At 72.6% G+C, this 25,015-nt stretch carries 21 protein-coding genes, 3 tRNA genes and 1 pseudogene; 11 read left to right on the forward strand and 14 right to left on the reverse strand.

Translation table 11 applies throughout. The features are described 5' to 3' along the window. Nucleotides 1-420: 420 nt before the first annotated feature. The 3 genes from G011_RS0121950 to G011_RS0121960 form a co-directional block, all read right to left on the reverse strand. Entirely contained in the window at nucleotides 421-864 is a 444-nt protein-coding gene (locus G011_RS0121950; protein ID WP_019610367.1) for a nitroreductase family deazaflavin-dependent oxidoreductase, read from the reverse strand. Between the two features lie 94 nt (nucleotides 865-958). Beyond that, nucleotides 959-1,648 (reverse strand): response regulator transcription factor, encoded by a 690-nt coding sequence (locus G011_RS0121955; RefSeq protein ID WP_019610368.1) that lies wholly within the window; start codon nucleotides 1,646-1,648, stop codon nucleotides 959-961. Further along, complete coding sequence (locus tag G011_RS0121960; RefSeq protein WP_019610369.1) at nucleotides 1,648-2,916, reverse strand: histidine kinase; 1,269 nt, start codon at nucleotides 2,914-2,916, stop codon at nucleotides 1,648-1,650. The genes G011_RS0121955 and G011_RS0121960 overlap by 1 nt, the downstream gene beginning before the upstream one ends. A gap of 154 nt (nucleotides 2,917-3,070) precedes the next feature. On the opposite strand from G011_RS0121960, the gene G011_RS0121965 reads away from it, so the two are divergent. The 4 genes from G011_RS0121965 to G011_RS0121980 all read left to right on the forward strand — a co-directional run bounded on the left by G011_RS0121965 (nucleotide 3,071) and on the right by G011_RS0121980 (nucleotide 9,087). Continuing rightward, nucleotides 3,071-3,844, forward strand: a complete 774-nt coding sequence (locus G011_RS0121965) for an ABC transporter ATP-binding protein (protein ID WP_019610370.1) — start codon at nucleotides 3,071-3,073, stop codon at nucleotides 3,842-3,844. Next, nucleotides 3,829-5,490 (forward strand): hypothetical protein, encoded by a 1,662-nt coding sequence (locus tag G011_RS0121970; RefSeq protein WP_019610371.1) that lies wholly within the window; start codon nucleotides 3,829-3,831, stop codon nucleotides 5,488-5,490. Before G011_RS0121965 ends, G011_RS0121970 begins: the two co-directional genes overlap by 16 nt. A 330-nt stretch (nucleotides 5,491-5,820) precedes the next feature. Then, nucleotides 5,821-6,483, forward strand: coding sequence for a TetR/AcrR family transcriptional regulator (locus G011_RS0121975; protein ID WP_019610372.1), 663 nt, complete (start codon nucleotides 5,821-5,823; stop codon nucleotides 6,481-6,483). 42 nt (nucleotides 6,484-6,525) lie between these two features. Further along, nucleotides 6,526-9,087: an MMPL family transporter gene (locus tag G011_RS0121980; protein ID WP_026338540.1), complete on the forward strand. Its 2,562-nt coding sequence runs from the start codon at nucleotides 6,526-6,528 to the stop codon at nucleotides 9,085-9,087. Nucleotides 9,088-9,144: 57 nt separating this feature from the next. On the opposite strand, the gene G011_RS0121985 is transcribed toward G011_RS0121980, so the two are convergent. Then, nucleotides 9,145-9,780, reverse strand: coding sequence for a TetR/AcrR family transcriptional regulator (locus tag G011_RS0121985; protein ID WP_019610374.1), 636 nt, complete (start codon nucleotides 9,778-9,780; stop codon nucleotides 9,145-9,147). A gap of 267 nt (nucleotides 9,781-10,047) precedes the next feature. Between G011_RS0121985 and G011_RS0121990 the strand changes: the two genes are divergently transcribed. Then, nucleotides 10,048-11,223 carry an acyl-CoA dehydrogenase family protein gene (locus G011_RS0121990; protein ID WP_019610375.1) on the forward strand — a complete coding sequence of 392 codons (1,176 nt, stop codon included), beginning with the start codon at nucleotides 10,048-10,050 and terminating at the stop codon, nucleotides 11,221-11,223. A 463-nt stretch (nucleotides 11,224-11,686) separates the two neighbouring features. On the opposite strand, the gene G011_RS0121995 is transcribed toward G011_RS0121990, so the two are convergent. Together G011_RS0121995 and manA are read right to left on the reverse strand one after the other, a co-directional pair. Beyond that, the gene (locus G011_RS0121995) at nucleotides 11,687-12,061 is read right to left on the reverse strand and encodes an FKBP-type peptidyl-prolyl cis-trans isomerase (protein ID WP_013152165.1); all 375 of its coding nucleotides are present in this window, start codon (nucleotides 12,059-12,061) and stop codon (nucleotides 11,687-11,689) included. Nucleotides 12,062-12,616: 555 nt separating this feature from the next. Next, nucleotides 12,617-13,801: a mannose-6-phosphate isomerase, class I gene (gene manA, locus G011_RS0122000; RefSeq protein ID WP_019610376.1), complete on the reverse strand. Its 1,185-nt coding sequence runs from the start codon at nucleotides 13,799-13,801 to the stop codon at nucleotides 12,617-12,619. A 544-nt stretch (nucleotides 13,802-14,345) separates the two neighbouring features. On the opposite strand from manA, the gene G011_RS0122005 reads away from it, so the two are divergent. Then, complete coding sequence (locus G011_RS0122005; RefSeq protein WP_019610377.1) at nucleotides 14,346-14,843, forward strand: GNAT family N-acetyltransferase; 498 nt, start codon at nucleotides 14,346-14,348, stop codon at nucleotides 14,841-14,843. Between the two features lie 223 nt (nucleotides 14,844-15,066). Here G011_RS0122005 and G011_RS0122010 read toward each other — a convergent pair whose 3' ends face one another. Continuing rightward, nucleotides 15,067-15,618: a TetR/AcrR family transcriptional regulator gene (locus tag G011_RS0122010; protein WP_019610378.1), complete on the reverse strand. Its 552-nt coding sequence runs from the start codon at nucleotides 15,616-15,618 to the stop codon at nucleotides 15,067-15,069. 184 nt (nucleotides 15,619-15,802) lie between these two features. On the opposite strand from G011_RS0122010, the gene G011_RS0122015 reads away from it, so the two are divergent. Continuing rightward, nucleotides 15,803-17,587, forward strand: coding sequence for an MFS transporter (locus tag G011_RS0122015; protein WP_019610379.1), 1,785 nt, complete (start codon nucleotides 15,803-15,805; stop codon nucleotides 17,585-17,587). Nucleotides 17,588-17,699: 112 nt separating this feature from the next. Then, nucleotides 17,700-18,617, forward strand: a complete 918-nt coding sequence (locus G011_RS0122020; protein WP_019610380.1) for an MBL fold metallo-hydrolase — start codon at nucleotides 17,700-17,702, stop codon at nucleotides 18,615-18,617. A gap of 104 nt (nucleotides 18,618-18,721) precedes the next feature. Here G011_RS0122020 and G011_RS0122025 read toward each other — a convergent pair whose 3' ends face one another. After that, the gene (locus G011_RS0122025) at nucleotides 18,722-19,903 is read right to left on the reverse strand and encodes a molybdopterin molybdotransferase MoeA (protein WP_019610381.1); all 1,182 of its coding nucleotides are present in this window, start codon (nucleotides 19,901-19,903) and stop codon (nucleotides 18,722-18,724) included. 230 nt (nucleotides 19,904-20,133) lie between these two features. Here G011_RS0122025 and G011_RS0122030 point away from each other — a divergent pair. From G011_RS0122030 to G011_RS0122040, 3 genes are all read left to right on the forward strand, one after another. Next, a tRNA-Gly gene (locus G011_RS0122030) sits at nucleotides 20,134-20,206 on the forward strand. Between the two features lie 41 nt (nucleotides 20,207-20,247). Beyond that, nucleotides 20,248-20,318: transfer RNA gene (locus G011_RS0122035), tRNA-Cys, on the forward strand. A gap of 16 nt (nucleotides 20,319-20,334) precedes the next feature. Beyond that, nucleotides 20,335-20,411 (forward strand) — tRNA-Val (locus G011_RS0122040). 48 nt (nucleotides 20,412-20,459) lie between these two features. Here the strand turns inward: G011_RS0122040 and G011_RS32605 are convergent. The 6 genes and pseudogenes from G011_RS32605 to G011_RS0122065 all read right to left on the reverse strand — a co-directional run. Then, nucleotides 20,460-21,716 carry a hypothetical protein gene (locus tag G011_RS32605; RefSeq protein ID WP_026338541.1) on the reverse strand — a complete coding sequence of 419 codons (1,257 nt, stop codon included), beginning with the start codon at nucleotides 21,714-21,716 and terminating at the stop codon, nucleotides 20,460-20,462. A gap of 23 nt (nucleotides 21,717-21,739) precedes the next feature. Next, complete coding sequence (locus G011_RS31305) at nucleotides 21,740-22,090, reverse strand: helix-turn-helix domain-containing protein (RefSeq protein ID WP_019610383.1); 351 nt, start codon at nucleotides 22,088-22,090, stop codon at nucleotides 21,740-21,742. After that, nucleotides 22,087-22,401, reverse strand: a complete 315-nt coding sequence (locus G011_RS32610; protein WP_231391559.1) for a hypothetical protein — start codon at nucleotides 22,399-22,401, stop codon at nucleotides 22,087-22,089. Before G011_RS32610 ends, G011_RS31305 begins: the two co-directional genes overlap by 4 nt. A 282-nt stretch (nucleotides 22,402-22,683) precedes the next feature. Next, nucleotides 22,684-23,280: pseudogene (locus G011_RS32615) on the reverse strand (DNA cytosine methyltransferase); the annotation flags it as partial. Then, nucleotides 23,229-24,098 carry a hypothetical protein gene (locus tag G011_RS0122060; RefSeq protein WP_064972199.1) on the reverse strand — a complete coding sequence of 290 codons (870 nt, stop codon included), beginning with the start codon at nucleotides 24,096-24,098 and terminating at the stop codon, nucleotides 23,229-23,231. The pseudogene G011_RS32615 and the gene G011_RS0122060, both read right to left, overlap by 52 nt. Before the next feature lie 592 nt (nucleotides 24,099-24,690). Then, on the reverse strand, nucleotides 24,691-25,015 hold a 325-nt coding region (locus G011_RS0122065; protein ID WP_019610386.1), incomplete at its 5' end, for a transposase.

The raw sequence follows: 25,015 nt of genomic DNA on the forward strand, positions 1-25,015 counted from the left end.
GAACACTTCCACCGTCCCGGCCGGGACCCGGACCACAACGCTACCAACGGGGTCCGGGCGCCGCGGGGTCAAGGTCGAAACCGGAGACGGAAGGCCAGGTTAAGGAAGTTTCGTGCGGTTTCCGGCTTTCCGTAATCCAATCCGAGACACCAGGGCACAGAATTCCCCTTGTTCCTGCTTCACCGTTTTCCCAGCGGGCACAGAGCGCGGACTGACGACCGAATCGAGGGGCTTGGGACCAACCTTCGAGCGGTGGCGCTCGCGTCAGCTTTCACAAGGTCCTGGTTTTCATGCTTTCGAGGGTTGGGGACGTGTGGTCGCGCCCTCCCCGACCCCCACGGGCTGGCGTGAGCGCGAACGCCCCCACCACGAACGGACCGGCCGGGGCGCCTTCCCCGACCGGTCCGCCCTCACGACGCGTCACTTCTCGGCGACGGGCTCCAGTACGAAGACCGGGATCTCGCGATCGGTCTTCTCCTGGTAGTCGGCGTAGTCCGGGAACGCCGCCACCGCGCGCTCCCACCAGACCGCCTTCTCCTCGCCCGTGACCTCGCGGGCCACCATGTCCTGGTTCACGGTCCCGTCCCGCAGCTCCACGTGGGGCTCGGCGAGGACGTTGAAGTACCAGACGGGGTGCTTGGGCGCACCGCCGAGCGAGGCGACGACGGCGTAGCGCCCCTCGTGCTCCACCCGCATCAGCGGCGTCTTGCGCAGCTTCCCGCTCTTGGCCCCGCGCGTGGTGAGCAGGATGACCCGCATCCCGCGCAGGGTCATCCCCTCCCTCCCGCCGGACCGCTCGATCTGCTCGACCTGGTTGCGCACCCACTCCGTCGGACTCGGCTCGTACTCGCCTTCGAGCGGCATGGAATCGTCTCCCTCGTCGTTGCTCGTCCTGACTGGCCGAACTGGCCGACAGCACTGCCAACATCACTTCCCCACGGGGCTCATCCGTACCACGTCAGTCGGGAGTGCGGGCGTCGTGGGTGAGCAGCGCCAGCTGCACCCGCCCGGACAGGTCCAGCTTGGTCAGCGCGCTGGACACGTGCGCCTTCACGGTGCCCATCGACATGTACAGCCGCTCGGCGATCTCGGCGTTGGACAGCCCCGCGGTCACCGCCTCGGCCACCTCGCGCTCGCGTTCGGTGAGCAGCGCGAGCCGCTCCCGGGCGCGCTCGCGGCGCGAGGGCGCCTCGGTGCGCTCCACCGGATCGGTTCCGGCCACCCGGTCCATGAGCGCGCGGGCCACGCTGGGCGAGAGCACCGGCTCGCCCGCCGCAGCACGGCGCACCGCCTCCACGATTCTCTCCGGCGCGGTGTGTTTGAGCAGGTACCCGGCGGCACCGGCCCGCAGCGCCCGCACCACGGTGGCGTCGGCGTCGAAGGTGGTGAGCACCAGGACCTGGGGCCCGCTCCCGTCGCCGCGCAGCGCCTCGGTCGCCGCGATCCCGTCCGTGCCGGGCATGCGCACGTCCATCAGCACCACGTCGGGTCGGTGCTCGGCCACCGCCACGGGCACCTCGGCGCCGTCCCCGGCCTCGCCCACGACCTCGATGTCCCCGTCGCCGCTGAGCATGATCCGCAGACCGGAGCGGACGAGGGGGTCGTCGTCCACGAGCAGGACGCGCACGGGAGTGTTCACGGGCACCACTATGGCACCTCCGTCGTCTCGGGCCAGGGCAGCGCGGCCAGCAGGCGGAACTCCCCGCCCTCGGGCCCGTGGCGCAGGGTTCCGCCGTCCAGGGCGACCCGCTCGGACAGGCCGGTCAGGCCCGCCCCGGCCCCGGGGATCTCGGCGGGCGCCACCCCCACCGGCAGCGGGTTGACCACCGACACCTCCAGGCCGCGACCGGGGGCACCGCTGATCCGCACGTCCACCCGGGCCCCGGGCGCGTGCTTGCGGGTGTTGGTCAGCCCCTCCTGGACCAGCCGGTAGGCGGTGCGGCGCACCTGGCCGGGCGGTTCGGCTCCTTCGGGAACGTCGTGGACGGACCGCACGCGCTGCCCCGCCCGGACCGCCTCCTCCACCAGACGGGTCACCTCGGCCAGGGCGGGCGGCTGGGGCGCGGCGGTGCCCGCGTGGTCGCCCTCCTCCCCCGGGGCGGTGTCGGCCGCGCGCAACACCGACAGGACGCCGCCCAGTTCCTCCAGCGCCTGGTGGGCGTTGTCGCGGATGACGCGCACGGCCGCGCCGAGTTCGGCGTTCTCCAGCGGCGGCGCCTCGCCCCGCTCCGCGCGCTCGGTCCGGTAGGCGAGCGCACCGGCGTGCACCGACAGCAGCGACATGCGGTGGGCGACCACGTCGTGCATCTCGCGGGCGATGCGCTGGCGCTCCTCGGTCCGGGCCGCGGCCAGGCGCCGCCCCCGGTCCTCGCGTTCGCGCCGCACGTCCTCGCGCAGCCGCTCGATGAGCTGGCTCCGGGTCCGGATGGCCACACCCCAGCCGATACTGCCCGTGAAGAGCAGTGTGGCGATGATCAGGACGACGACGCTGTCGCCGCGGGTGGGCGGGACCATGACGATCCAGGGCAGGCCCAGGATGAGGCTCGCCATCGCCGTCACCACGGCCTGCCGCCAGGGTCGGCGGACGGCGAGGTTGAACAGGGCGACGACCAGGGCTGCGGTCACCGAACTGGACACGCTCTGGACCAGGCACAGCAGGACGGCCACGCCCAGGGGGTGGCCGCGGCGCCACCACAGCGCGAGGCAGCCGACCGCGCCCAGGGCGAGGTCCGGGAGGACGAGCCAGGAGGGCACGTACGGGTGCAGGCCCACGCTGTAGGCCAGGACGTAGTAGGCCCACACCAGCCCGGCGACGAGGAAGAGCAGGGCGTCCGCCGCCCACCCCCGCGGGCCCCGGCGCTCCCCGGTCGCACTGCCGGACGCGGTGCCGCCGTCCGCGGCCGGTGTCGTGTCCACGTGGCTCCCCTCCCTCACGCCAAGGGTAGGGCGGCCGCACCCGCGCCGCCTCGGCCGACGGGCCGCCGCACCGGCGCGGACCTGGCCGACCGGACAGGCGGCCGTGACCGTTCGGCGGATGCGCCCGGAACGGGAACGCGGGGAGGGTGGCGGTATGAGCGAGAACGCGCCCGCCCTGGAGATGGACGGGCTGACCAAGGTCTTCAACGGCACGACGGCGGCGGACGGGGTGAGCCTGTCCGTGCCGCGGGGAGCCATGCTCGGGCTGGTCGGCCCCAACGGGGCGGGCAAGACCACCTCGCTGTCCATGGCGGTGGGGCTGCTGCGCCCCGACGCCGGGACGGCCCGGGTGCTGGGCGTGGACGTGTGGGCGGACCCGGTCGGGGCCAAGCGCCTGCTCGGCGTGCTGCCCGACGGACTGGCCCTGCCCGAGCGGCTGACCGGCGGGGAACTGCTGAACTACTGGGGGCAGCTGCGCGGACTGGGCCGGGAGGTGACGCGGGCGCGCGCCGAGGAGCTGCTGCGGGTGCTGGAGCTGGACCGGGCCGAGGGGGACGGGGTGCTGGTGGCGGAGTACTCCACCGGCATGCGCAAGAAGATCGGGCTGGCCACGGCGCTGCTGCACGCGCCCAAGGTCCTGGTCCTGGACGAGCCCTACGAGGCCGTGGATCCGGTCTCGGCGCGGGTGCTGACCGCGATCCTGCGCAGGTTCACCGACGGCGGCGGCACGGTGGTGATCTCCAGCCACGTGATGGCGCTGGTGGAGCAGCTCACCGACCGGGTGGCCATCATCGCCCGCGGCCGGGTACTGGCCGACGGGGCGCTGGAGGAGGTGCGCGGCGTGGACACCACCCTGGAGGACACCTTCGTGCGGCTGGTGGGCGCACGCGAGATGGAGGAGGGTGAGCTGGCGTGGCTGGCCTCCTGATCCGGTTGAAGTTCACCCTGCTGCGGCACTCGGTGACGGGGATGCGGCTGTTCGGGATCGTCCTGGTCGTCGGCGGGACCGCGCTGACCTGGTACCTGGCGGTGGCGGCGGCCTCGGACGGAGTGCGCGCGGACCTGCTCTGCCTGGCGTTCGCGGTGTGGGCGGTGGGCTGGATGCTCGGCCCCACCGTCGCCAACGGCACGGGTGTGCTGCGCTCGCAGTACTTCGCGCTGCTGCCCCTGGACCGGCACCGGGTGGGCGCCCTGCTGCTGGTGACGATGTTCGTGGACGTCGGTCCCGCCGTCACTCTGCTGGCGCTGGGCGCGCTCGTGTGGCACGCGCTGGCGCTGGACCCGTCCGCGCTGGTGGTGGCGGTGCCGGGGGTCCTGGTGCTGTGGGTGTTCGTGGTGACGCTGTCCCGGCTGGTGTTCCGGGCGCTGGGCGCGGCCATGCACTCGCGGCTGGGCATGGAGATCGCGTCGGTGCAGTGGGGGCTGATCCTGGCCGGGCTCTTCTTCGGGTGGATCGCGGTGCAGCCCGCGTTCCAGGCGACGCTGAGCCTGCGCGAGAACGGTCTGGGCGAGGGCGTGGTGGGCACCGTGCTGGCGGCGCTGCCGACCTCGTGGCCGGTGCTGGCCGTGCAGGCCGCCGCGGCCGGTTCCTGGCTTGCGGCCGCGGCCTGGCTGGGCGGGTTCGCCCTGCTCACGGCGGCGATGGTGACGGTGACCTGTGTGCTGCTGGCGCCCCGGGTCGCGGCGCGCGGGGTTCGGCGGCGCCGCGGCCCCGGGGGCGGTGCGCTCACGCGCCGGGCGTTCGCGCTGCTGCCGGACTCCCCGCTGGGCGCGGTGGTCGCCAGGGAGCTGCGCCAGTGGTGGCGCGACCCGTGGCGGGGCCTGGAGCTGCGGGCGTCGCTGTGGGCGGCGCTGTTCATGGGCCTGCTGGCCTGGCCCACCGACCTGTACGCGTTCTTCTCCCCGTTCGCGGGGGTGATCGCGGCCTTCGTCATGGCGCTGTCCACCTCGAACATGTACGGGCACGACGGCACGGCGCTGTGGTTGTCGGTGGTCGGCCAGGACCGGGACACGCTGCGTGCGGACGTGCGCGGCCGCCAGATCGCGATCCTGCTGCTGATCGCCCCGGCCGCGACCGTGCTGAGCGCGGCGTTCATCGCGGCCACCGGAGCCCACTGGGCGTGGCCGCTGGTGCTCACGGGGCTGGCGGCGTTCTTCGGGGTGGGCAGCGGGCTGGCGCTGCTGCTGTCGGTGGTGGCGCTCTCCCCCGGTGTGGACCCGCAGCTGCGGGTGGACGCCAACGACTCCGGCGACAACACGGTGCAGGTGTGGATCGCGCTCGCGGCGCTGCCGGTGCTGTGCACGCCCTCGGTGCTGGCCGCCGTGTTCCTGTCGCTGTGGGGGCTGCCGTGGCTGGCGGTGCCGGTGGGTGTGCTCAACGGGGGGTTCGTGGCCTGGCTGCTGGGCCGCGTCGCCTACCGGAGGCTGGAGGCGCGGCTCCCGGAGACCTTCACCCGGATCCGGTACGGCCGGGAGGTCGCGCTCCAGACCGTGCCGGAGCGCGGCGGCTGGTTGGACCGCCTGGAGCGCTCGGCGATCGAGGGCAACGCCGAGACCAAGCCCACGGGCTCCTGAGGGACCGGCGGACGTGCGGCCCGGGACGGGGGCCGCACGGCCGCCCTCTCGCGTGCGGGCCGCTCCTGTCGGGACCGTCCTCCCACCGGCGGGACGGACCTCCTGCCTCGTGGCGCGGTCCTCCCGCCACGGGGGCCGCCCCTCCCGGTGGGAACGGCCGTCCACCCCACCGGTCCGGCCCCTCCTCCGGCGGCACCGGCGGCCCCACCGGCACCACGGGACACCGCCCCCGCCGACCCCCACGGCCGGCGCGAGCCCGCACCCCGAGTGTGACTGGGTGCACTCAGTGCTTCGTTGCACTTGGTGCAACCACCTCCGTACCGTGGAGACGTGGACAATCAGCACGAACCGCCCGCACGCGACCGGCGTGAGGCACTGAAGTCGCGCCACCGCCGCGCCATCGTGGACGCGGCCACCGCGCTGATGACCGAACGCGGGGACACCGGCTTCACCGTCGACCAGCTCTCCGAACGGGCCGACGTCTCCCGAAGAACCGTGTTCAACCACTTCAGGTCCCTGGACGACATCGTCCTGGAGGTGTTCGGCGAGATGCTGGAGGCGATCGTCGACAGCATCGAGGCCAACCTCCCCGCCGTCACCGGCGGCCGGGCGGGCAACATGTTCGACGAGTTCGCGGCGGCGATCCGCCGGACCGACCTGGTCACCCCGGTCACCCGGCTCAAGCGCCTTCTCCGGCAGCAGGGGAACGAACCCGCCCCGAGCCAGGCCGCGCTGTTCGAGCGGGCCATCAACGACGTGAGCGTCCGCCTGGCGGCCATCATGACGCGCCGCCACCCGCACGCCGACCCGCTCGTGGTCGACCTCATGTGCGGCGCGGTCATCAGCGGCGGCACGATCACGGTCCAGCGCTGGGAACAGACCACCGGAGGGGTCGACAACGACGACTCCCGCCGGGTCTGGGCCGATCTGCTGGACCGCATGCTCGCCGTGACCCGTGACGGCTACGGGAACGCCGGATCACCCACCTCCTGAGCGCACACGCGCTCCCTCCCACCCACTCCGTTTGCAGGAACCATGGCTGAATTTCTCTACAGACTCGGGCGTGCGTGCGCACGTCGCGCCCGAACCGTCATCGCGGTCTGGCTGGCCCTCCTGGTGGCCTCCGGCACCGCCTTCTTCCTCTTCTCGGGCGAGCTGGAGGACAGCTTCTCCATCCCCGGGACGCCCACCGACGAGGTGGAACAGCTCCTGTCGCAGGAGTTCTCCGGGATGGGCGGCGGCGCGGGCACCGTCGTCTACCAGACCGAGGACGGCTCGGACTTCACCCGGGAGCAGCAGGAGGCGATAGCCGACCGGGCCGAGCAGGCCGCCGGTCTCTCCGGCGTGGAGGACGTGATCGACCCGTTCGCCACCGAGGAGCAGCGCGCCGACCAGCAGCAGGAGCTGGAGGAGGGCCGCGACGAGCTGGAGAGCGGCCTGGAGGAGCTCGAAGCCGGTCAGGCCGAGCTCGACGCGGGCCGCGAGCAGGCCGAGGCCGCCGGGATGATCGACCAGGTCGGCCCCGGGCTCGACGCCGAACAGGTCGTGATCGACCAGAACCGCGAGGAGCTGGAGGCGGGCCTGGAGGAGCTGGAACGGGGCGAGGCCACGCTGGAGATGGCCTCCGAGATCCGCTCGGTCTCCGAGGACGGCGACACCGCCCTGGTCCGCGTCGCCTTCACCGACAGCCAGACGGAGATCACCCCGGAGACCCGCGACGCCGTCATGGAGGTCTTCGAGAGCGACCCCGTGCCCGGCACCACGGTCGACTTCGGCAACGACATGGCCATGACCATGCCCTCCCTGGTCAGCACCGCCGAGGTGATCGGCGTGATCGTGGCCGGTGTGGTCCTGGTGGTCATGCTGGGCACCCTGGTGGGCGCGGGCCTGCCGATCCTGACCGCGCTCGTCGGCGTCGGTGTGGCCACCCTGATCGCGATGTCGCTGTCCGGGGTGCTGGAGATGGCCTCGGTGACACCGATCCTGGGTCTGATGCTGGGCCTGGCCGTCGGTATCGACTACGCGCTGTTCATCATCAACCGGCACCGCCGCCAGCTCAAGCAGGGCGTCGACGTCGGTGCGTCCATCGGTCTGGCCAACGGGACCGCGGGCAACGCCGTGGTCTTCGCGGGCACGACCGTGCTCATCGCGCTGCTGGGCCTGAACCTGACCGGGATCGGGTTCCTGGGCCTGATGGGCAGCGTGGCCGCCGTCTCCATCGCCATCGCCGTGTTCATCGCGATCACGCTCGTTCCGGCGCTGCTGTCGCTGGTGGGCGCGCGCATCCTGTCGCGCCGCGAGCGCGCCCGCCTCGCCGAGAGCGCCTCCGCCACCGGCCGGGGCGCGCACGAGGCGGAGCAGGTCAAGCCGATGTCGACCGGCCGCGCGCTGGCCCAGGCCGCGGTGGCCGTGATCGCCCTGGGCGTGGTCGCCCTGCCCGCGCTGGACCTGCGCCTGGGCATGCCCGACGGCTCCTCCGAGCCCACCGACTCCACCCAGTACCAGGCCTTCACCGCCGTGGAGGAGAACTTCGGCGCGGGGCAGAACGGCACACTCCTGGTCGTGGCTGAGCTGACCGGCGGACCCGACGAGGAGTCCGCGGAGCGCAACGCCGAGGAGGAGCAGGCGCTGGTCGCCGAGGAGATCTACTCCCACGACGACGTGGCGGCGGTGGCGCCCGTCGGCGTCTCCGAGGACCACACCCTGGCGATCTTCCAGGTCGTGCCCGTCGAGGGCCCGGCCAGCGCCTCCACCGAGCAGCTCGTGCACACCCTGCGCGCGATGGAGCCGGTCGAGGGCACCGGTCCGCTGGGCGTCGCGGGCATGGCCAGCGGCAACATCGACATCTCCGAGACGCTGAGCGACGCGCTGCCGACCTACCTCGCGGTGGTCGTGGGCCTGTCCCTGGTGATCCTGCTGCTGGTGTTCCGGTCGATCTTCGTGCCGGTCGTGGCCACGCTCGGGTTCATCCTGTCCTTCTTCGCGGCGCTGGGCGGCGTGGTCGCCGTCTACCAGTGGGGCTGGCTGGGCGGCCTCTTCGGGCTGGAGAACACCGGACCGGTGCTGAACTTCCTGCCCACGCTGCTGGTCGGGATCCTGTTCGGCCTGGCCATGGACTACATGCTCTTCATCGGCACGGGCATGCGCGAGGCCTACGTGCACGGTTCGCCCTCGCGGCTGGCCGTGGTGCAGGGCTTCCGGGCCGGACGCTCGGTGGTCACCGCCGCCGCGATCATCATGATCTCGGTGTTCGGCGGGTTCGTCTTCTCGCACAGCGTCATGATCAGCTCGATCGGCTTCGCGCTCGCCTTCGGCGTGCTCATCGACGCCTTCGTCGTGCGCATGGCGCTGATCCCCGCGCTGATGCACCTGGCGGGCAACGCCGCGTGGTGGCTGCCCGGGTGGCTCGACCGGATCCTGCCCGACATCGACGTGGAGGGCGCCTCCCTGGAGCGCCGCCACCCGCGTGAGGGGGCTGCCGGGACCGGCGGGGACACCGACGGCGACGGAACGACCGGCGGCGCGTCGGCCGCCGGGGACACGGGGTCGCCCTCCCAGGAGGACGACACGGACCGGGTGCCCTCCGAGCGGCGCTGAGGCGCACGCGTTCCAGGGGCCCGGGGGCGGTGGTAACCGCCCCCGGGCCCCTCGCGCTCAGTCCCGGTTCCCGACCTTGTCGAAGACGCCGGTCAGCCCGTCCAGGAAGGCCGAGAGCGCGAGTTCGAAGCTCGCGTCGTCGATCTCGGCGGCGTGCTCGGGCAGCCGGTGGGCCTGGGACAGGTTCGGGTAGCGGTCCCGGTAGACGCGCACGTCGTCGTCGAACCCGCGCGCGAAGGAGTTGGTGGCGGCCCCCACGACCAGGTACTTGGTGGAGGCGCCGATCATCGTGGCGTAGCGGGGCGGCCATCCGGCGCCCACCAGGCCGCCGTGCACCGCGTCGGCGCGGCGCAGCGCCTCCTCGCGGCGCCCGGGCCCGGAGGAGACCACCGGCAGCAGGTGGGGGTGCTCGGCGAGGGCGTCGCGGTAGGAGCGCGCCCAGACGGTGAGGCCCCGGCGCCAGTCCCCGCCCTCGAACCCCGAGACGTCGATGCGCGAGGTGACCTCGTCCGCGACCTCGGTGAGCAGCTCCTCCTTGGTGCGGTAGTGGCTGTAGAGGGAGGCCGCCTGCACGTCGAGCTCCTGGGCGAGCTTGCGCATGGACAGGCCGTCCAGCCCGTCGCGGTCGATGAGCGCGAGAGCCGCGCGGCGGATGCCCGGACGGCTCAGGATAGGCGTCTTGGGTCGGGCCACGGAGGGGTCCCCTTCTCCACTGCGGCGGACGGACCGGACCCTCCGGCGTCCGGCCCGATCATCGCACGTCGGCTCACCGTGTGCGGCCCCTCGGCGGTGTCCGCGCACCCGGGAGCCCGGTCTCCGGCCCCGCGCGACCCGGTGCGGGCGTCCGCCGGAACCGGGCCCCGCACCCGTCTCCTCCCGTTCGGCCGCACCTCTTGCACACACCCCGGGCAAGACCGTACCCTCAAACCGAACGCCGTTAGGTTACTGGGGAGACAGGCCGTGATCGATTTCTCACTGAGCGATGAGCAGCGCGCCGTCCGCGACTGGGTGCGGACCTTCGTCGAGCGGGAGCTGATGCCGCTGGAGAACGACGTGCTGCGCCGCGAGCGCGAGGGGCAGCCGCCCGGCCTCAACGCCGAGGAGCGCACCCGGCTGCGCGAGCTGGCCCGCAAGTCCGACTTCTGGGGCGTGGAGACCCCGGTGGAGTACGGCGGCATGGGCCTGGACCCGGTCACCGCCGCGATCATCGAGATCGAACTGGGCAGGACCTTCCTGACCTTCAAGTTCGGCGGCGAGGCCGACAACATCCTCTACCACGCCAACGAGGAGCAGAAGGAGCGCTACCTGCTGCCCACCATCGCCGGTGAGCGCCGCTCCTGCTTCGCCATCACCGAGCCCGGCGCGGGCTCCGACGCCAAGGCCATCCGCACGCGCGCGGTCCGCGACGGCGACACGTGGGTGGTCAACGGAGAGAAGACCTTCATCACCGGCGGCAACGAGGCCGACTTCGCCATGGTCTTCGCGGTCACCGACCCGGACAGGGGCGCCGACGGGGGCGTGACCTGCTTCCTGGTCGACCGCGAGGCGGGCTGGACCTCCGAGCCCATCGACACCATGGGCGAGCGCCGCCCGGCCTCCCTGGTCTTCCAGGACGTGCGCGTGCCGCACGAGAACATCCTGGGCGAGGAGGGCCGCGGCTTCGAGCTGGCCATGAAGTGGATCGGCAAGGGCCGCTACCTGCTGCCCGCCCGCGCACTCGGCGGCTGCGAGCGCCTGCTGGACATGGCGATCGAGTACTCGCGCACCCGCGAGACCTTCGGGGCGCCCATCGCCGACCGGCAGGCCATCCAGTGGATGATCGCCGACTCCCAGACCGAGATCGAGGCGCTGCGCCTGCTGGTGCTGCACGCCGCGTGGCAGGTGTCGGTGGGCCGGGACTCGCGGCACGCCCAGTCCATCGCCAAGCTCTTCGGCGGTGTGAAGGCCAACGAGATCGTCGACCGCGTGATGCAGATCCACGGCGGCATGGGCTACACCCGTGAGCTGCCCATCGAGCGCTTCTACCGCGACGTGCGGCTGCTGCGCATCTTCGAGGGCACGGACGAGATCCAGCGCCGCACGATCGCCCGCGACCTGCTCAAGGGCCACGTCAAGGTGGGCGCAACCCTGGGCTAGCGGCGGGACGAGGGGCTCGTGCCGCACGTGGGAGCGCGGCACGGGCCCCTTCCGCACGCGTGTGCCCGGACCGGGCGCCTCCGCCCCGGTCGGGCCGGGTACGTACCCCCGGCCGGAGCGGATACGTGCCCCGACCCGTCGCCGTGGGGGGCGTCCGGTGCGGTTTCCGTACGCGTGTGCCCGGACCGGACACGTCTGCCCGACCGGAGCGGGTATGCGCCCCTGACCGGCGCGGGCACGTGTCCCGACCGGTCGCCGCGGGGGCGTCCGGTGCGGCGCACGGGGCTCCGGCCCGCCGTGACCTTGCTCCTGGCACCGCCGTCAGCGCCGAGGGCGGCGCTGGGAGCAGGATCATCCCCGGCTGGAGCAGGAAACCCCGGCGGGTACTGAGAGCCCCGGCAGACGCAGGGAGTCCCGGCGGGCCCGGGCGTCACAGCAGGCACGGACGCCAGGCGCGACGGCCCTAGCTGACGCCGACCAGGTCGCAGACGAAGATCAGGGTCTCGTTCGGCGCGATGGCGCCGGGGGCGCCGCGCTCGCCGTAGGCCAGGTGCGGCGGGATGACCAGCTTGCGGCGGCCGCCCACGCGCATGCCCAGGACGCCCTGGTCCCAGCCCGCGATGACCTGGCGCGCGCCGAGGCGGAAGCTCAGCGGGGTGCCGCGGTTCCAGCTCGCGTCGAACTCCTCGCCGCTGGAGAAGGCCACACCCACGTAGTGGACCTGGACGGTGCTGCCGTGGCCCGCCTGGGCGCCTTCACCGACCTGGATGTCGGTGACCTCCAGCTCGGCGGGCGGCGGGCCCTCGATGAAGTCGATCTCGGGACGCTCAAGCGCCATGGTGGTACCCCTCGTGTGGTCACAGTGAACAGAGGGGCCCAGGCTATCGGTGCGCGGGAACCTCCTGGAGCAAAACGGACGTCCCGCCCGGGTGCTCTGTGACGCGCTCGCGTTGCCCTGACGCGGCCCCGGGCCTGAGTTCCGGAGTCCGGGCCCTGGAATGTGAGATCTGGAGGCTGGGGCCTGGAGCCTGGGATCTGGAGTCTGAGGTCTGGAGACCGGGGGTTGGGCTCTGGAACCCGGGGTCCGGATTCTGGGGCCCGGGAAACCGGGCCTCGGTTCTCAGGCCCGGAGCCTCGGGTCTCGGAACCCAGGTGTGGGAAGCCGGGTCTGGGGTCTCGGGTCGAGAAACTCGGGCTGCGGGTCTCAGGTCCGGGGAGTCGGGTCCCGGGCCTCGGATCCCGGGCCTCGGGCGTGGAACCTCGGATTCCGGATCTCTGGTGTGGAGTCTGGGGTGTGAGGTCTCGGGTCTTGGATCTCTGGTGTGGGGTCTCGAACGCCCGGTCTCGGCTGTGGGATCTCGGGTGTACGGTCTCGGGTCCGCAGGCCCAGGTCTCAGATATCGCCGACGGTGGCGGCGATGACGTGGCCGTGGCCCTCGACCTTGATCGGTCCGCTGTCGGCCTGCACGAACACCGACTCCCCGCGCTGGAGGGTCATCCCCTGACCGACCTCGGCGACCAACTCCACCTGCCCGTGCAGGGCGAGCAGCACGGTCGGCCCCTCCCCCGGCAGGTGGGCGGTGATGCGGCCGGGGCCGATCTCGTGCAGCGCGAACTCAGGAGCGGCCGTGCGGAACTCCCGGCGCCCCTCGCAGACCCCGGGCCTGGCGTAGGGGATGGGCAGCACCGAGAAGTCCACCACGTCCAGCAGTTCGGGCGCGTCCACGTGCTTGCCGGTCAGCCCGGCGCGCAGCACGTTGTCGGAGCTGGCCATCACCTCGACCGCGGTGCCCTGGAGGTAGGCGTGCATGTTCCCCGCGGGCAGGAACAGGGCCTGGCCCGGCCAGAGCGTGACCCGGTTGAGCAGCAGGGCGGCCACCGCGCCGGGGTCGCCCGGGTAGCGCTCGGCCAGGTCGGCGACGATGGCGCCGTGGGATCCGCGCGGGCCGGAGTCCGACCACTCGCGCACGAAGTCGTCCAGCAGCCGGGCGCGCTCGTCCTCGGAGAGGGTGAGCAGGCGGGTGAGGGCGCCGCGCAGCGCGGTTCCGGCGTCGGTCAGGGCGAGGTCGCCGCGCAGCGCCACGGCCAGTTCGCAGGTGAGTCCGTGCAGGTCGGCGTGGGCGGCGGCGGGTTCACGGAAGCCGCACAGCGCCTCGAAGGGCTCCAGGGCCAGGAGGAGTTCGGGCTTGTGGTGGGGGTCGCGGTAGTTGCGGTGCGGGGCGTCCAGGGGGATGCCCGCGCGTTCCTCGGCCTCGAACCCGGCGCGGGCGCGGACGGCGTCGGGGTGGACCTGGAGGGACAGGGGCGCCTCGGCGGCCAGGACCTTGAGGAGGAAGGGCAGCCGCCCGCCGAAGCGCTCGGCGGTGCGCCGCCCCAGGACGCGGTCGGGGTTGTCGGCGATGAGGCCGGGCAGGGGGCGCGGGCCGTCCTCGCAGTGCGCCGTGCTGGGCGCGCCGTGGTGGGCCCCCAGCCACAGTTCGGCCTGGGGCGTGCCGTCGGGTTCGGCGCCCAGCAGCCGCGGGATGGCCGTGCGCGCTCCCCAGGCGTAAGGCCTTACCTGGTTGGTGAGCCTGTGCATGCGCCCCCCGCTTTCCCGTCTGCGTGTTCTCACCCCGTGGACACCCCGGCGAGGCTGCAACAGTCTCGTGGAGGGCGCTGTCCCGGTCGACACGGCGCGCCCCACACCTTGAGGTAGTGCACACTTCACCTCGCGGGGTGGGCGGGCACCCCACGAACACGGGTACCGGCTGCGGCAACGAAGTTACTGGGAAGTAAACCATGATCGGAAGCACGTGAACAGCGCCACATCCTGACCTCCTCCTCTTCCGCCCGGCGAGGGGCCGGGCGTCCCGCGACGCGGCGGGAACCCCGTGCCGGCCGCCCGTGGAGGCGACCGGCCGCCACCGGGCGGACGTGCGGCTCACGGGCCCCGCGCTCCCCCGGCGGGGTTCCGCCATTGTCCCGCAGCGGCGCCCGGGGTGCCACGGCCCCGTCTGTGGAACCGCCTACCCGCCGCGCCGCCGAACCCTCTTTCTCCCTTCGGGGAACCGGGGTGCCCGGCGGACGGGCGACCGGTTAACGTGCACTGGTCGTGTTTGTTCCCCGACGTGTGAGGCGGACACTTGAGGCTGCGCCAGGGCGGACCAGCGGACCTGTCAGCGGTACTGGAGACCTTCGACACCACCGTGGCGTGGCTGGTCGAGCACGGGCGCTCCGCGCAGTGGGGCGACCGCCCCTGGTCACAGGATCCCCGACGGGTCGAGCGCGTGAGGGAGCTGGTCGCCGAGGGCCTGTGGGTGGCCGAGGTCGGAGACGGCACGGCCGGGTTCCTCACCGTCACCGAACGGGCTCCCGGCTACGCGCCTCGGGTGCGCGAACGCGAGCTCTACGTCCACCTGCTGCTGGTCTCGCGCGCCTACTCCGGGCGCGACGTGGGCGGCAAGCTGCTCTCCTTCGCCCGCAGGCGGGCGCGCGAGCGCGGAGTCGGGCTGGTGCGGGTGGACTGCTGGGCGGGCGGGGACGGGGCCCTGGTGCGCTACTACGAGGGGCAGGGGTTCACCCCGGTCGAACGGGTGCCGGTGGGCGGCACCGAGGTCCAGATGTTCGAGTACCGGGTCTGAACCGGGCCGGTCCCTCCCGGGAGCGGCGGTCCCGCGCCCGACCGGGGGACACGCATGTCCGAAGGGACACGCGCCGGGACGCGCCCGCCGGGAGCGGGGCCGGACCCCCGGAGCCGCGAACACCCGGTTCGCGCCGCACGCGCCCGCCCGGCCGGAACGCGGCGACGCGGACCGGTTCGGCGGCGGGATGCGGAGGCGGGCGACCGGCCCGGACCGCGGACGCTCAGCGCTCGCGGCGCACCTTGTCGGAGGCCTCCACCAGGCGGTCGATCATCCGCTGCGTCAGCGCCGGGTCGGGCTGGGGCAGCCCGGCGATCGCCGCCATGTACAGTCCGTCGCCCGCGCGCAGGATGATCTCGGCCAGGACCGGGTCGGTGAGCTCCTCGTGCAGCAGGTCGCCCCAGCGGCTGAAGAGGCCCTGGACCGTGCGGACGGCCTCCTCGGGCATGTCCTCCTGGCCGCGCAGGGCCGCGATGACCGCCCAGTACAGCTCCCGTTCCTCGGGGCTGCGCGGCAGCGAGGTGCGCAGGAAGACGCGGACCACGCCCTCCTCCCCCTCCAGGGCCTCCCGGAACTCCTCCTCCGCCAGCACGCGCAGGCGCTCGATGAGCCCGGTGAGCATGGCGGCCTTGGACGGGAAGTGGTACAGCAGCCCTCCCTTGGACACCCCGGCGTCACGGGCCACGGCCTCCAGGGTCACCGCGGAATAACCCTCACCGACGAGGATGTCCTGTAGGGAGTCGAGGATGCGGTCGCGGGTGTTCGAAGCGTTCACGATTGACACTGTACCGGCTGGACGGTACTGTACCGTCTGGACGGTTGAAGAGTCCCGGGAGTACGCCCCCGGTCGACCAGACTTCCCGTCCTTCCGCCCGGCCGTTCGCCCTCCGCATCCCGCCGGTCCGAACGCGCCCTCACAGCCGTGCGGCGCGCACACAAGCGACACGTAACGAGGAAAGATGAGTTCCGCCCAGACCGGAAACGGCACCGTCGGCGCGCGCGGCCGCGACGGCGCGGCGCCCGCCCTCGCGGGCCCGCGCGAATGGACCGCGCTCGCCGTCCTGGTCCTCCCGGTGATCCTGATCTCGGTCGACTCCACCGTGCTCGGGTTCGCCGTCCCCGCGCTCAGCGAGCAGCTGCGGCCCGACGCGGGCCAGCTGCTGTGGATCGTCGACGTCTACGGCTTCGTCCTGGCCGGACTCCTGATCACCATGGGCTCGCTCGGCGACCGCATCGGCCGGCGGCGCCTGCTCATGATCGGTTCGGCCGCCTTCGGCGCGGCCTCACTGCTCGCCGCGTTCTCACCCACCGCCGAGGTGCTCATCGCGGCCCGCGCCCTGCTCGGCCTGGCGGGCGCCTCACTGATGCCCTCGACCCTGTCGCTGCTGCGCAACATCTTCCTGGACCCGCGCCAGCGCCTGCTGGCCATCGCCCTGTGGGCGTCGGGGTTCTCCGGCGGCGCGGCGCTCGGCCCGATCCTGGGCGGCTGGCTCCTGGAGCACTTCTTCTGGGGCTCGGTGTTCCTGATCAACCTGCCGGTGATGGCGCTGATCCTGGTGCTGGTCCCGCTGCTGGTGCGCGAATCGCGCAACCCCGACTCGGGCCGCCTGGACCCGCTGAGCGTGGTCCTGTCCATGGCCGCGATCCTGCCCGTCGTGTACGGCGTCAAGAACCTGGCCACCGAGGGCCTGGCGGTCGTCCCGGTCGTGTCCCTGGCGGTCGGCCTCGGCCTGGGCTACCTGTTCGTCCGACGCCAGAAGGCCCTGGACGACCCGCTGATCGACGTGGGGCTGTTCCGGTACCGCGTGTTCAGCGTGGCGGTGGCCACCAACCTGATGATCGTGTTCTCGCTGGTGTCGTCGCTGTTCTTCCTGACGCAGTACCTCCAGCTGGTGCTGGGCATCTCGCCGATGCGGGCCGGTTTCGTACTGGTGCCGGGCCTGGTGCTGTCGGTGCTGGCCGGACTGGTGGCGGTGCGGCTGTCGCGCCACCTGAGCCTGGCCACGGTGATCGGCGGTTCCCTGCTGGTGACCGCGACCGGGTTCGCGGTCCTGGTCTTCGCACCGCAGGGCAACGTGGTGACCGGCGTGGCGCTCGTGACGGCGGGCTTCGCGCTGATCGCCACCGGCTCCGGGTTCGCCGAGACCCTGACCAACGGCGCGATCATGGCGGCGGCACCTCCCCAGCGCGCGGGCGCGGCCTCGGCGATCTCCGAGACCGCCTACGAGCTGGGCGCGGCGCTGGGCGTCGCGCTGCTGGGCAGTGTGCTGACCGCGTCCTACCGGGCGAACCTGACCGCCGTGGAGGGCGTGCCCTCGGGGGCCGTGGACGCCGCCCGGGAGACCCTGGGCGGGGCCGCGAACGCCGCCGCCGAGGTGGGCGGCACCGCGGGCGACGCGCTGATGCTCGCCGCGCGGACGGCGTTCACCGACGGCATGCACCTGACCAGCGTCATCGCCGTGGTGATCGTCCTGTCGGCCGCCGCGCAGGCGTGGGTGCTGCTGCGCGGTCGGGGCAACCCCGCGGTGGAGCCGGTGGAGGGGCCCGCCGAGGGAGCCGTGGAGGAGGCGGTCGAGGCCGTGGGCACCGCCGGGACCGCGGGGGCCACGGTGGCCGCCGAGCCCGCGGGCGCCGAGGAGGCCGGAGGGACCACGGGTGCCGGGCAGGAGCCCGCTCCGGTGGCAGCCGACCCCGCGGCCGGTGACACCCAGGCCGCGCCGGAGCGGAACCGCTCCGACGGTTAGCACGCGAGGGTCCGGGCCCCGGAAGGCGACGCCTTCCGGGGCCCGGCGCGTGTCCGCCCCTTCCGGGGTCACACCCCTGGAGCCGAGACGCGGAGTTCTGTAGGGTCCCCGCATGAGAACGCGGTTCGGCCGCCCCGACGTCTCCCGTTACGCGGACCGGTTCGACCTGCCCGAAGCGGGCCGGGGACCGTCCGTCACCTTCCTGGGCGTGACCACCCTCCTCCTGAGGGACGGGACCTCGGCCGTCATGACCGACGGGTTCTTCTCCCGGCCCCCACTGGCTGCGGTGGGCATGCGGCGCATCGCCCCGGACCCCGCACGCGTGGACGCCGCCCTGGCCCGCGCGGGGGTGGACTCGCTCGACGCGATCATCCCCGTGCACACCCACTTCGACCACGCCATGGACACGGCGCTGGTCGCCGCCCGCACCGGCGCACGCCTGGTGGGCGGCGCGTCCGCGGCCCGCATCGGACTCGGCGGCGGCCTGCCCGAAGCGCGGATCACGCGGGCCGCATCCGGCGACCGGATCGCGTGCGGCGCCTTCACCCTGACCCCGGTCGGATCCCGTCACTGCCCGCCCGACCGCTACCCGGGAGAGATCACCGAACCCGTCGTGCCGCCGGTGCGGGCCTCGGCCTACCGCTGCGGCGAGGCCTGGTCCCTGCTGGTGGAGCACACCGGAGGCCGCACCGCCCTGGTCCAGGGCAGCGCAGGTTTCGTCCCGGGAGCCCTGGACGGCTACGCGGCCGAGGTGGTCTACCTCGGCGTCGGCCAGCTGGGCCTGCGCGGGGAGGACTACATCCGGGCCTACTGGAGACAGACGGTCGAGGCGGTGGGCGCGCGCCGGGTCGTCCTCGTCCACTGGGACGACTTCTTCCGGCCGCTCGACAAACCCCTGCGCGCGCTGCCCTACCTCGGCGACGACCTCGACGCCACCATGGGCGTCCTCGACCGGCTCGCCGCCGAACGGGGCGTTCCGGTGCACTTCCCCTCCCTGTGGAGGCGCGAGGACCCCTGGTCAGGTCTCTGAACGGGGGCGGGGCGGTCTCGGACGCGGGAGCGGTCTCCAGGCGGCACCGGGAGTGGTCTCCGAGCCGAAGCCGGACCGGTCTCCGAGCGGACGCGGGGACGGTCTCAGGGCACGCGGAGCAGTTCGACCTCGCCGCCGTCCCAGTCCGGCGGCACCACCGCGTAGGCGTCGGCCAGCGCGGCGCCGCGCAGACTGCCCGGACGGTCGTGGCCCACCGGCCGCGCCCGGCCGCCGTCCAGGCGCACCGCGACCAGCCGGGTGTCCCGGGGGTGGGCGGTGACGGCGCCCTCCAGGACGGCTCGGGCCAGACCCGTTCCGGGGTCCGTGCGTCCGGTCATGGCGGCCAGCAGGGGGACCAGCAGGGTGGCCGCGGCGACCAGGGCCGCCCCGGGGTTGCCGGGAAGGCCCACGAACACGGTCCGGTCGGTGTGCGCGAGCAGCTGCGGGTGGCCCGGGCGGCAGGCGACCCCGTCCACCGCGACCTCGGCGCCCAGCTCCTCCAGGACCGAACGCAGGTGGTCGGCCGGTCCCCGGGACGAGGAACCGCACACCGCGACCACGTCGCCGTCCGCGCCCTCCAGCGCGTCGAGCAGCGGACGCCGCTCGTCGCCCAGGTGGCGCAGGGACGCGATCCGGCCGCCCGCGCGCTCGACGACCCCGGGCAGCGCCGGACCGATGGCGTCGCGCACGCTGCCGTCGCCGGGCAGCCCCGATGTGGTGATCTCCTCACCGGTGACCAGGACCGAGACCCGGGGGCGCAGCACCGGCAGGGTGTCGTGGCCCAGGCTGGCGGCCAGACCCAGCGAGGCGGGGCCGAGCACCGCTCCCCGTTCGAGCACGGTCTCGCCGGGGGCGGTCTCCTCCCCCGCCCAGCGCACGTGGCGGCCCGCCTGCGCGGGTCCGTCCACCGTCCCGTCCCGGACGGCGGCCAGCTCGTAGGGCACGACGCACTCCGTGTCCTTGGGCACACGGGCGCCGGTGGCGATCTCGACGGCCTCGCCCGGGCGCAGGCCCACGGGCGCCTCCGCCGCTCCGGCCAGCTGCCTGCCGACCAGCCGCCAGGGCCCCGGGCCCGACACCGCGAAGCCGTCCATGGCCGAGGCGTCGAAGGCGGGCAGGCCCGTCAACGCGTGCACGTCCGCGGCGAGGACGGCGCCCAGGGCGTCCTCCAGGGGGAGCTCTCGCGGAGCCGGGGGCCTGACGCCGCCCAGGAGCCGGGCGGCCTCCCGCGCCCGCGGCCACGACCGGTGCCCGCCGTGTCCCCCGGTGCCGCCGCCCGCGCCCATATCCGTCTCCCCTCGTCACGCCGGTGTCCTCCATTGTCCACCCGGGCGCATGACGCGGACGTTAACGTCCGCTCCGACGGCCCCGGCGCGTCCTCCGACCGCACGGCCGCCTACCCGCGCCGAGAGCGCCGAACCGGCCCCTCCCAGCGCCGATTTGCCGTCTGCCGACTTTCCGCTAGAGTTCTTACCAGCAGCACGGCGGGGCCCACGGGCCGGACGCCAGGCAGCAAGCGGACGTGGCTCAGCTGGTAGAGCATCACCTTGCCAAGGTGAGGGTCGCGGGTTCGAATCCCGTCGTCCGCTCGGAGGAGACGCGAGGTGCCCCGGCGCCTTACGTGCAACTCGGTGGAGTGGCCGAGAGGCGAGGCAGCGGCCTGCAAAGCCGTCTACACGGGTTCGAATCCCGTCTCCACCTCCCCATCGCTACACGCGGGCGGTTAGCTCAGTTGGTTAGAGCGCTACCTTGACACGGTAGAGGTCACAGGTTCGAATCCTGTATCGCCCACCAGCATCACCGCAGGTCAGAGGGTTTATCTGACATGTGAGTGAAGACCGGTCAGCCCAGACTGGGAGATATCTGGGAGATCGTCTTCGAAGCGGGTTCCTCTCGGAGCCCGCTTTCGCTGTTTCCACGGTAGTGCTCTTCGAGCGTCGGCGCCACGGTGAAGAGCCACTCGCGTTCCCGGGCCGTGAGAGCCGTCACGCTCCCCCGCCACCGGTTCTCCAGCACGCTGAGTACACGCCGCCTCATCTGCGGGGTCACGTGCTCGTAGACCCGGGCCATCCCCGGCACCCTGTGCCCCAACCTGGCCGCGCGGGCCACCTCCGGGATCTCGTCCTCGGCCAGCCACGTGCGGTGGGTGTGACGGCCCTCGTTGAACGTGAACCCCGGCAGCAGCGGGCGCCGCCACCGGGCCTCGCCGCTGCGGGGGTCGCCGTCCCAGGCCGGACGCCAGAACCGGGCCCGGAAGTTGCCCCGCCGCAGCAGACCGCCCCGGGGCCCGCTGAAGAGGTGATCCTCGACGCAGTCCTCGATCAGCTCCGTGTAGAGGGCGTCCAGGAACGGCGGGAGCTGGATCCACCGCTTACCCGCCGGGGTCTTGGGGCTTGGGGCCCTCTCCAGCCTCCCGCCGACCTCGCGCAGCGGTGTGCGCACCGGGACGGCGTGGTTGATCTCGTCGTAGTCGTGCGGCCTCAGAGCGACCAGTTCCGACCAGCGGGCGCCGGTGTAGCCGTTCATCAGCGCCAGCACGAACCCCGCCCGGCAGAAGGTCTCGTGCAGCCGCAGGGCCGCGCGCAGGAACTGGGCCGGGGTGGCCACCTGGCGTTCGGCCTCGTACTCGCCGCTGGTCACCCGGACGCCGCGGGCGGGGTTGGCGGGGATCCTGCGGGCCTTGACCGCGACTTCCAGCAGCCGGGAGAAGTAGGCGAAGATCGAGGCCACCGAGGGCTCGGCCAGTTCCTCGTGCAGGTCCCTCACCCAGCGTTCGATCTCCAGGTAGTCGTTGAAGACCGCGCCCAGGGGCCAGTCCTCCCACTGGGGCAGGATGTGGCGGTCCAGGTAGGAGCGGTACTTGGCCCGGGTGTTGCCCGCCAGCCGGGCGGCGTCGAAGACCTCCTCGGCGAAGGCGCCGAAGCGGACCTCGGCTTGGGCGGGGTCGATCCAGGTGTGGCGGCGGATGTCGGTCTCCTGGTCGCGGCCCCAGGCCAGGGCCGCTTCCTTGGTCGCGAACCCTGACTCCGAGGTCCAGGCGCCGTTGGGTTTCTTGTACTTCACGCGCCAGGTCCTGCCCCGGCGTTCTGCGTACGCCATGCGTACTCCCCTTCTCGGGTGTTTCAGATGGTGCGACGAGAGCGTGAGGGGCCGGTGACGGGGTCGCGGTGGCCGTCGCGGATGATCTGTTCCAGGTCGCTGGAGCTGAAGCGCAGGTGCTTGCCGATGAAGGTGCAGGGCACCTGGCGCGCGGAGGCGCGCTTGCGCAGCCAGGACTCGGGGACCTTGAGCAGCGCGGCGGCCTCCGCAGGAGTGAAGACCTCCAGCCCCGGTCGGCCGCGCTCGTCGCAACCCGCACGGTAGTGGCGTTTCCCCTGGCGGGAAACGCTTTCGCGGTAGCGCTCTACGTCTTGCCGTTCGGTGTCACTGCCCTGGCGCGGCATGCCGCCTGGTGTGGAGGCGTCCCGGTTCACCGGCGACCCTCCCCGCCCGACTCCGTGCCGGTGAGAGGGGCTTCAGCGAGCAGGTGCCGCACGGCAGCGCACGCCTGCTGCGGCACCACCCCGTTGCCGAGCGCCTGAAGCTGGGCTGCGCGCGGCAGGGCGAGGGCGGGATCGGTGGCCCATCCTTCGGGCAGGCCCATCATCCACTCGACCAGTGCGGCGCTCAGCCGGGGCTGTCCCCGGGTGCCGAGTTCGGTGGGCGGGGGTGCCGCTCTGCCGAGCACCTTCTCCCACCGTTGGATGGCGGGTTCGTATTCACCCCATGCGTACGCGAACGGCACCGCCTCGGTTTCGGGATGGGGACGCTGGTGTGGGTAGCGATGGCCGCGGAGGGCAGTGTGCGGTGCCCACGTGAATCCCTCTGCCGAGGGCTTCCTTTGGTGCCATCGGTAGCCAGGGGTGTGGGCAGCAGACGCTCGGGGGTGCGGCTCGTGGTGTGCGCAGTGCGGGTGCGTGCGTGCGCGGGGGTGTGAGGCGGGTGGCACAGCACATCGCCGACCCGCACCTGCCGCTTCTGTCGGGTGCGCTGATGGGGATCGGAGGAGCCTCGGTGGCCGTCGCTGGCGCACGGAGTGGGCAACAACGAAAACGCGTTCGCGGCGGTGGCACGCGCCGATGTCGCAGGCGCGTACGCAACACCAGCTCGCGTCATACCCCGCGCGGGCCAGGTCCGCGAGTACGCGGTCGAGTCCTCGGCCTTTCCAGCGCAGGACGGCCACGTTTTCCAGTACGAGCAGGCGGGGTCGTAGGTGGCGAACGGCGTCCATGACGTGGTGCCAGACACCAGAGCGTGTTCCTTTCTCGATTCCGGCGCCGCGGCCGGCTGCGCTGACGTCCTGGCAGGGGAACCCTGCGGTGAGCACCTGGGGAGTCTCCAACGACGCCCAATGCACCGTTGCCAAGTTTCCGAGGTTGGGGGCGTCGGGGAGCCGGTGCGTGAGCAACCGGGTGATGTGGGGGTCGTTGTCGGCTGTCCAGAGCAGCCGGGCGTTACCGTTCAGCGCCGCGGCCACGCCCATGTCGAGCCCGGCGTAGCCGGTGCACAGGGAACCGATCGTCACCGTGGTGGGGTCAGGGGCGGCGAGCTGGTTCGGCGGCAGGGTCGCGATCATCGGATGCCGCCTCCATCCGCTGCGCCGCCGGTGGCAGGGCCGTGGCATGCCCACGGCACGCACCCGTCCGGTGCGGCATCGGTATCGGCGCTCAGGTCGACCTGGTCCAGGGGTATCCGGGAGGGGTGCAGGAAGAAGGTGGTGCCGGGCGGCATGCCGTGCGTTGCCGCCTGGGGGCGGCCGTGCCGGACCAGGGTGTCCACCGCGACCGCGTCAGCGAACACGCCCGGCTCCGTTCGCCTCAAACGTGCCCAAGACCGGTTGGAGCGGTGGGGGCATGCCGCACAGGACAAGTCCGGGTTCGGGTCCAGACCGTGGTGGAACAGCAGTGCGCGGCAGTCCTGCGCACTCCAGCCGAGGTCGGCCAAGGGCCGGTACAAGCGCACGAACGAGGGACCGGCGACAGGCCCGGGACGAGCGTGGTCAGCGCCCGTTCCTGTCGCGCACTGGGCCACGATGCCGTCGGGGATCGGGGTGGGGCGGGGGTAGCCGAGCAGGCGGCGGATGCGCTGGGTCAGGGCCATCGCGGTGCTGCGTGCGCATCCTTCGGGAAGCCGCCCCGGGGTCCCGTCGGGGTGGAGGGTGAACAGGGGGAGCAGCGGCACGGAGCCGCGGGGGTTGAGGGTGTGGTGGGTGATCGGCGCGGTCTTGACCGGTTCCCAGCCCATGGCGGCTTCGGAGGCGATACCGCGCAGGCGGTTCAGAGCGCGGTATCCGGCGGCCGGGTACCACCCGGTGTCGGGGACGAGCACCGCGTCGAAGGAAGGCAGCGCCCGGTGGGCGGCCAGGAGGAGCAGGGCGGCGGCTCCGGGGCTGCCGTCCAGCAGCAACAGCCGCAATCGCGGTCGTGGGGTGGGTGTTCTCATCGCGTGGTCGGCCCGTATCGAACGCCTCTACCCGTCAAGAGGACCGAGGGACCTGATTTCGCTCACGTGGCGGCAGACGATGCGTACGCAAAGCACTCGCGGTTTCGACACTGTCCTTGTGTCGCGGGTAGCGACGTGGGCGAAGTAGATACGGACGTGCCTTATCAGCCTCCGAAGAGCTCACCCGACGCAGGAGCACAGACTTCCGCACCCCTTGTGCCAGAGCCCATCTTCGTGTCCGTCAACACCCTTGTTGGGTGCGGCGGAGATGTCAGTGCCGCCAATCCGTTTTTGATACAAAGGGTGGCCGATTCCGCCAAGTATCCACACCTCGCCTTTGACTGGCTACGGTCACACCATGACCGCCCACCCCTCACTCCCTCAACCGCCTTGGCGCAAACGCCTCAAAGAACGACTCGCCCGGCACCGCCATGGACTGTCCTGGACCGCGGTCACCGTCGGCGGGCTCGGAACAGCCATGGCGTTGTGGCCCCTGGCCACAACGCTCTGGGACCTGCTCGGCCTCACGACGGACCAGAGCTGGCGCGCGACCACACTGGGGCTATGCGCTCTGCTACTACTGAGTTTTTCGTTAGTTGTGTGGGGTTGGAGGGTGGATCTCCAGCCCGGTGTGAGCCAGGAAGGCCCATGGGAGTCGGTCCTCTTCGCAGACACGGTTGATGCCTTGCTCCGCCGCGTCGGCGACATCGGCCAGGTGGTCACCGGCCACGTTGGCCAACTCCCGGGTCTTGATCGCTGACCACAGCATCTCCACGGGGTTGAGTTCGGGGGCATAGGCGGGCAGCCGTTCCAGAGTCAGCCAGTCCTGCTCAGCGACCCAGGTACGCATGGCCCGGCTCCAGTGCGCGGAAAGCCCGTCCCAGACCAGCACGACCTGTTCACCTTCGTAGAAGGTC

Origin of the sequence: Nocardiopsis sp. CNS-639 (genome assembly GCF_000381685.1) — a bacterium.
GTDB lineage: Bacteria > Actinomycetota > Actinomycetes > Streptosporangiales > Streptosporangiaceae > Nocardiopsis > Nocardiopsis dassonvillei.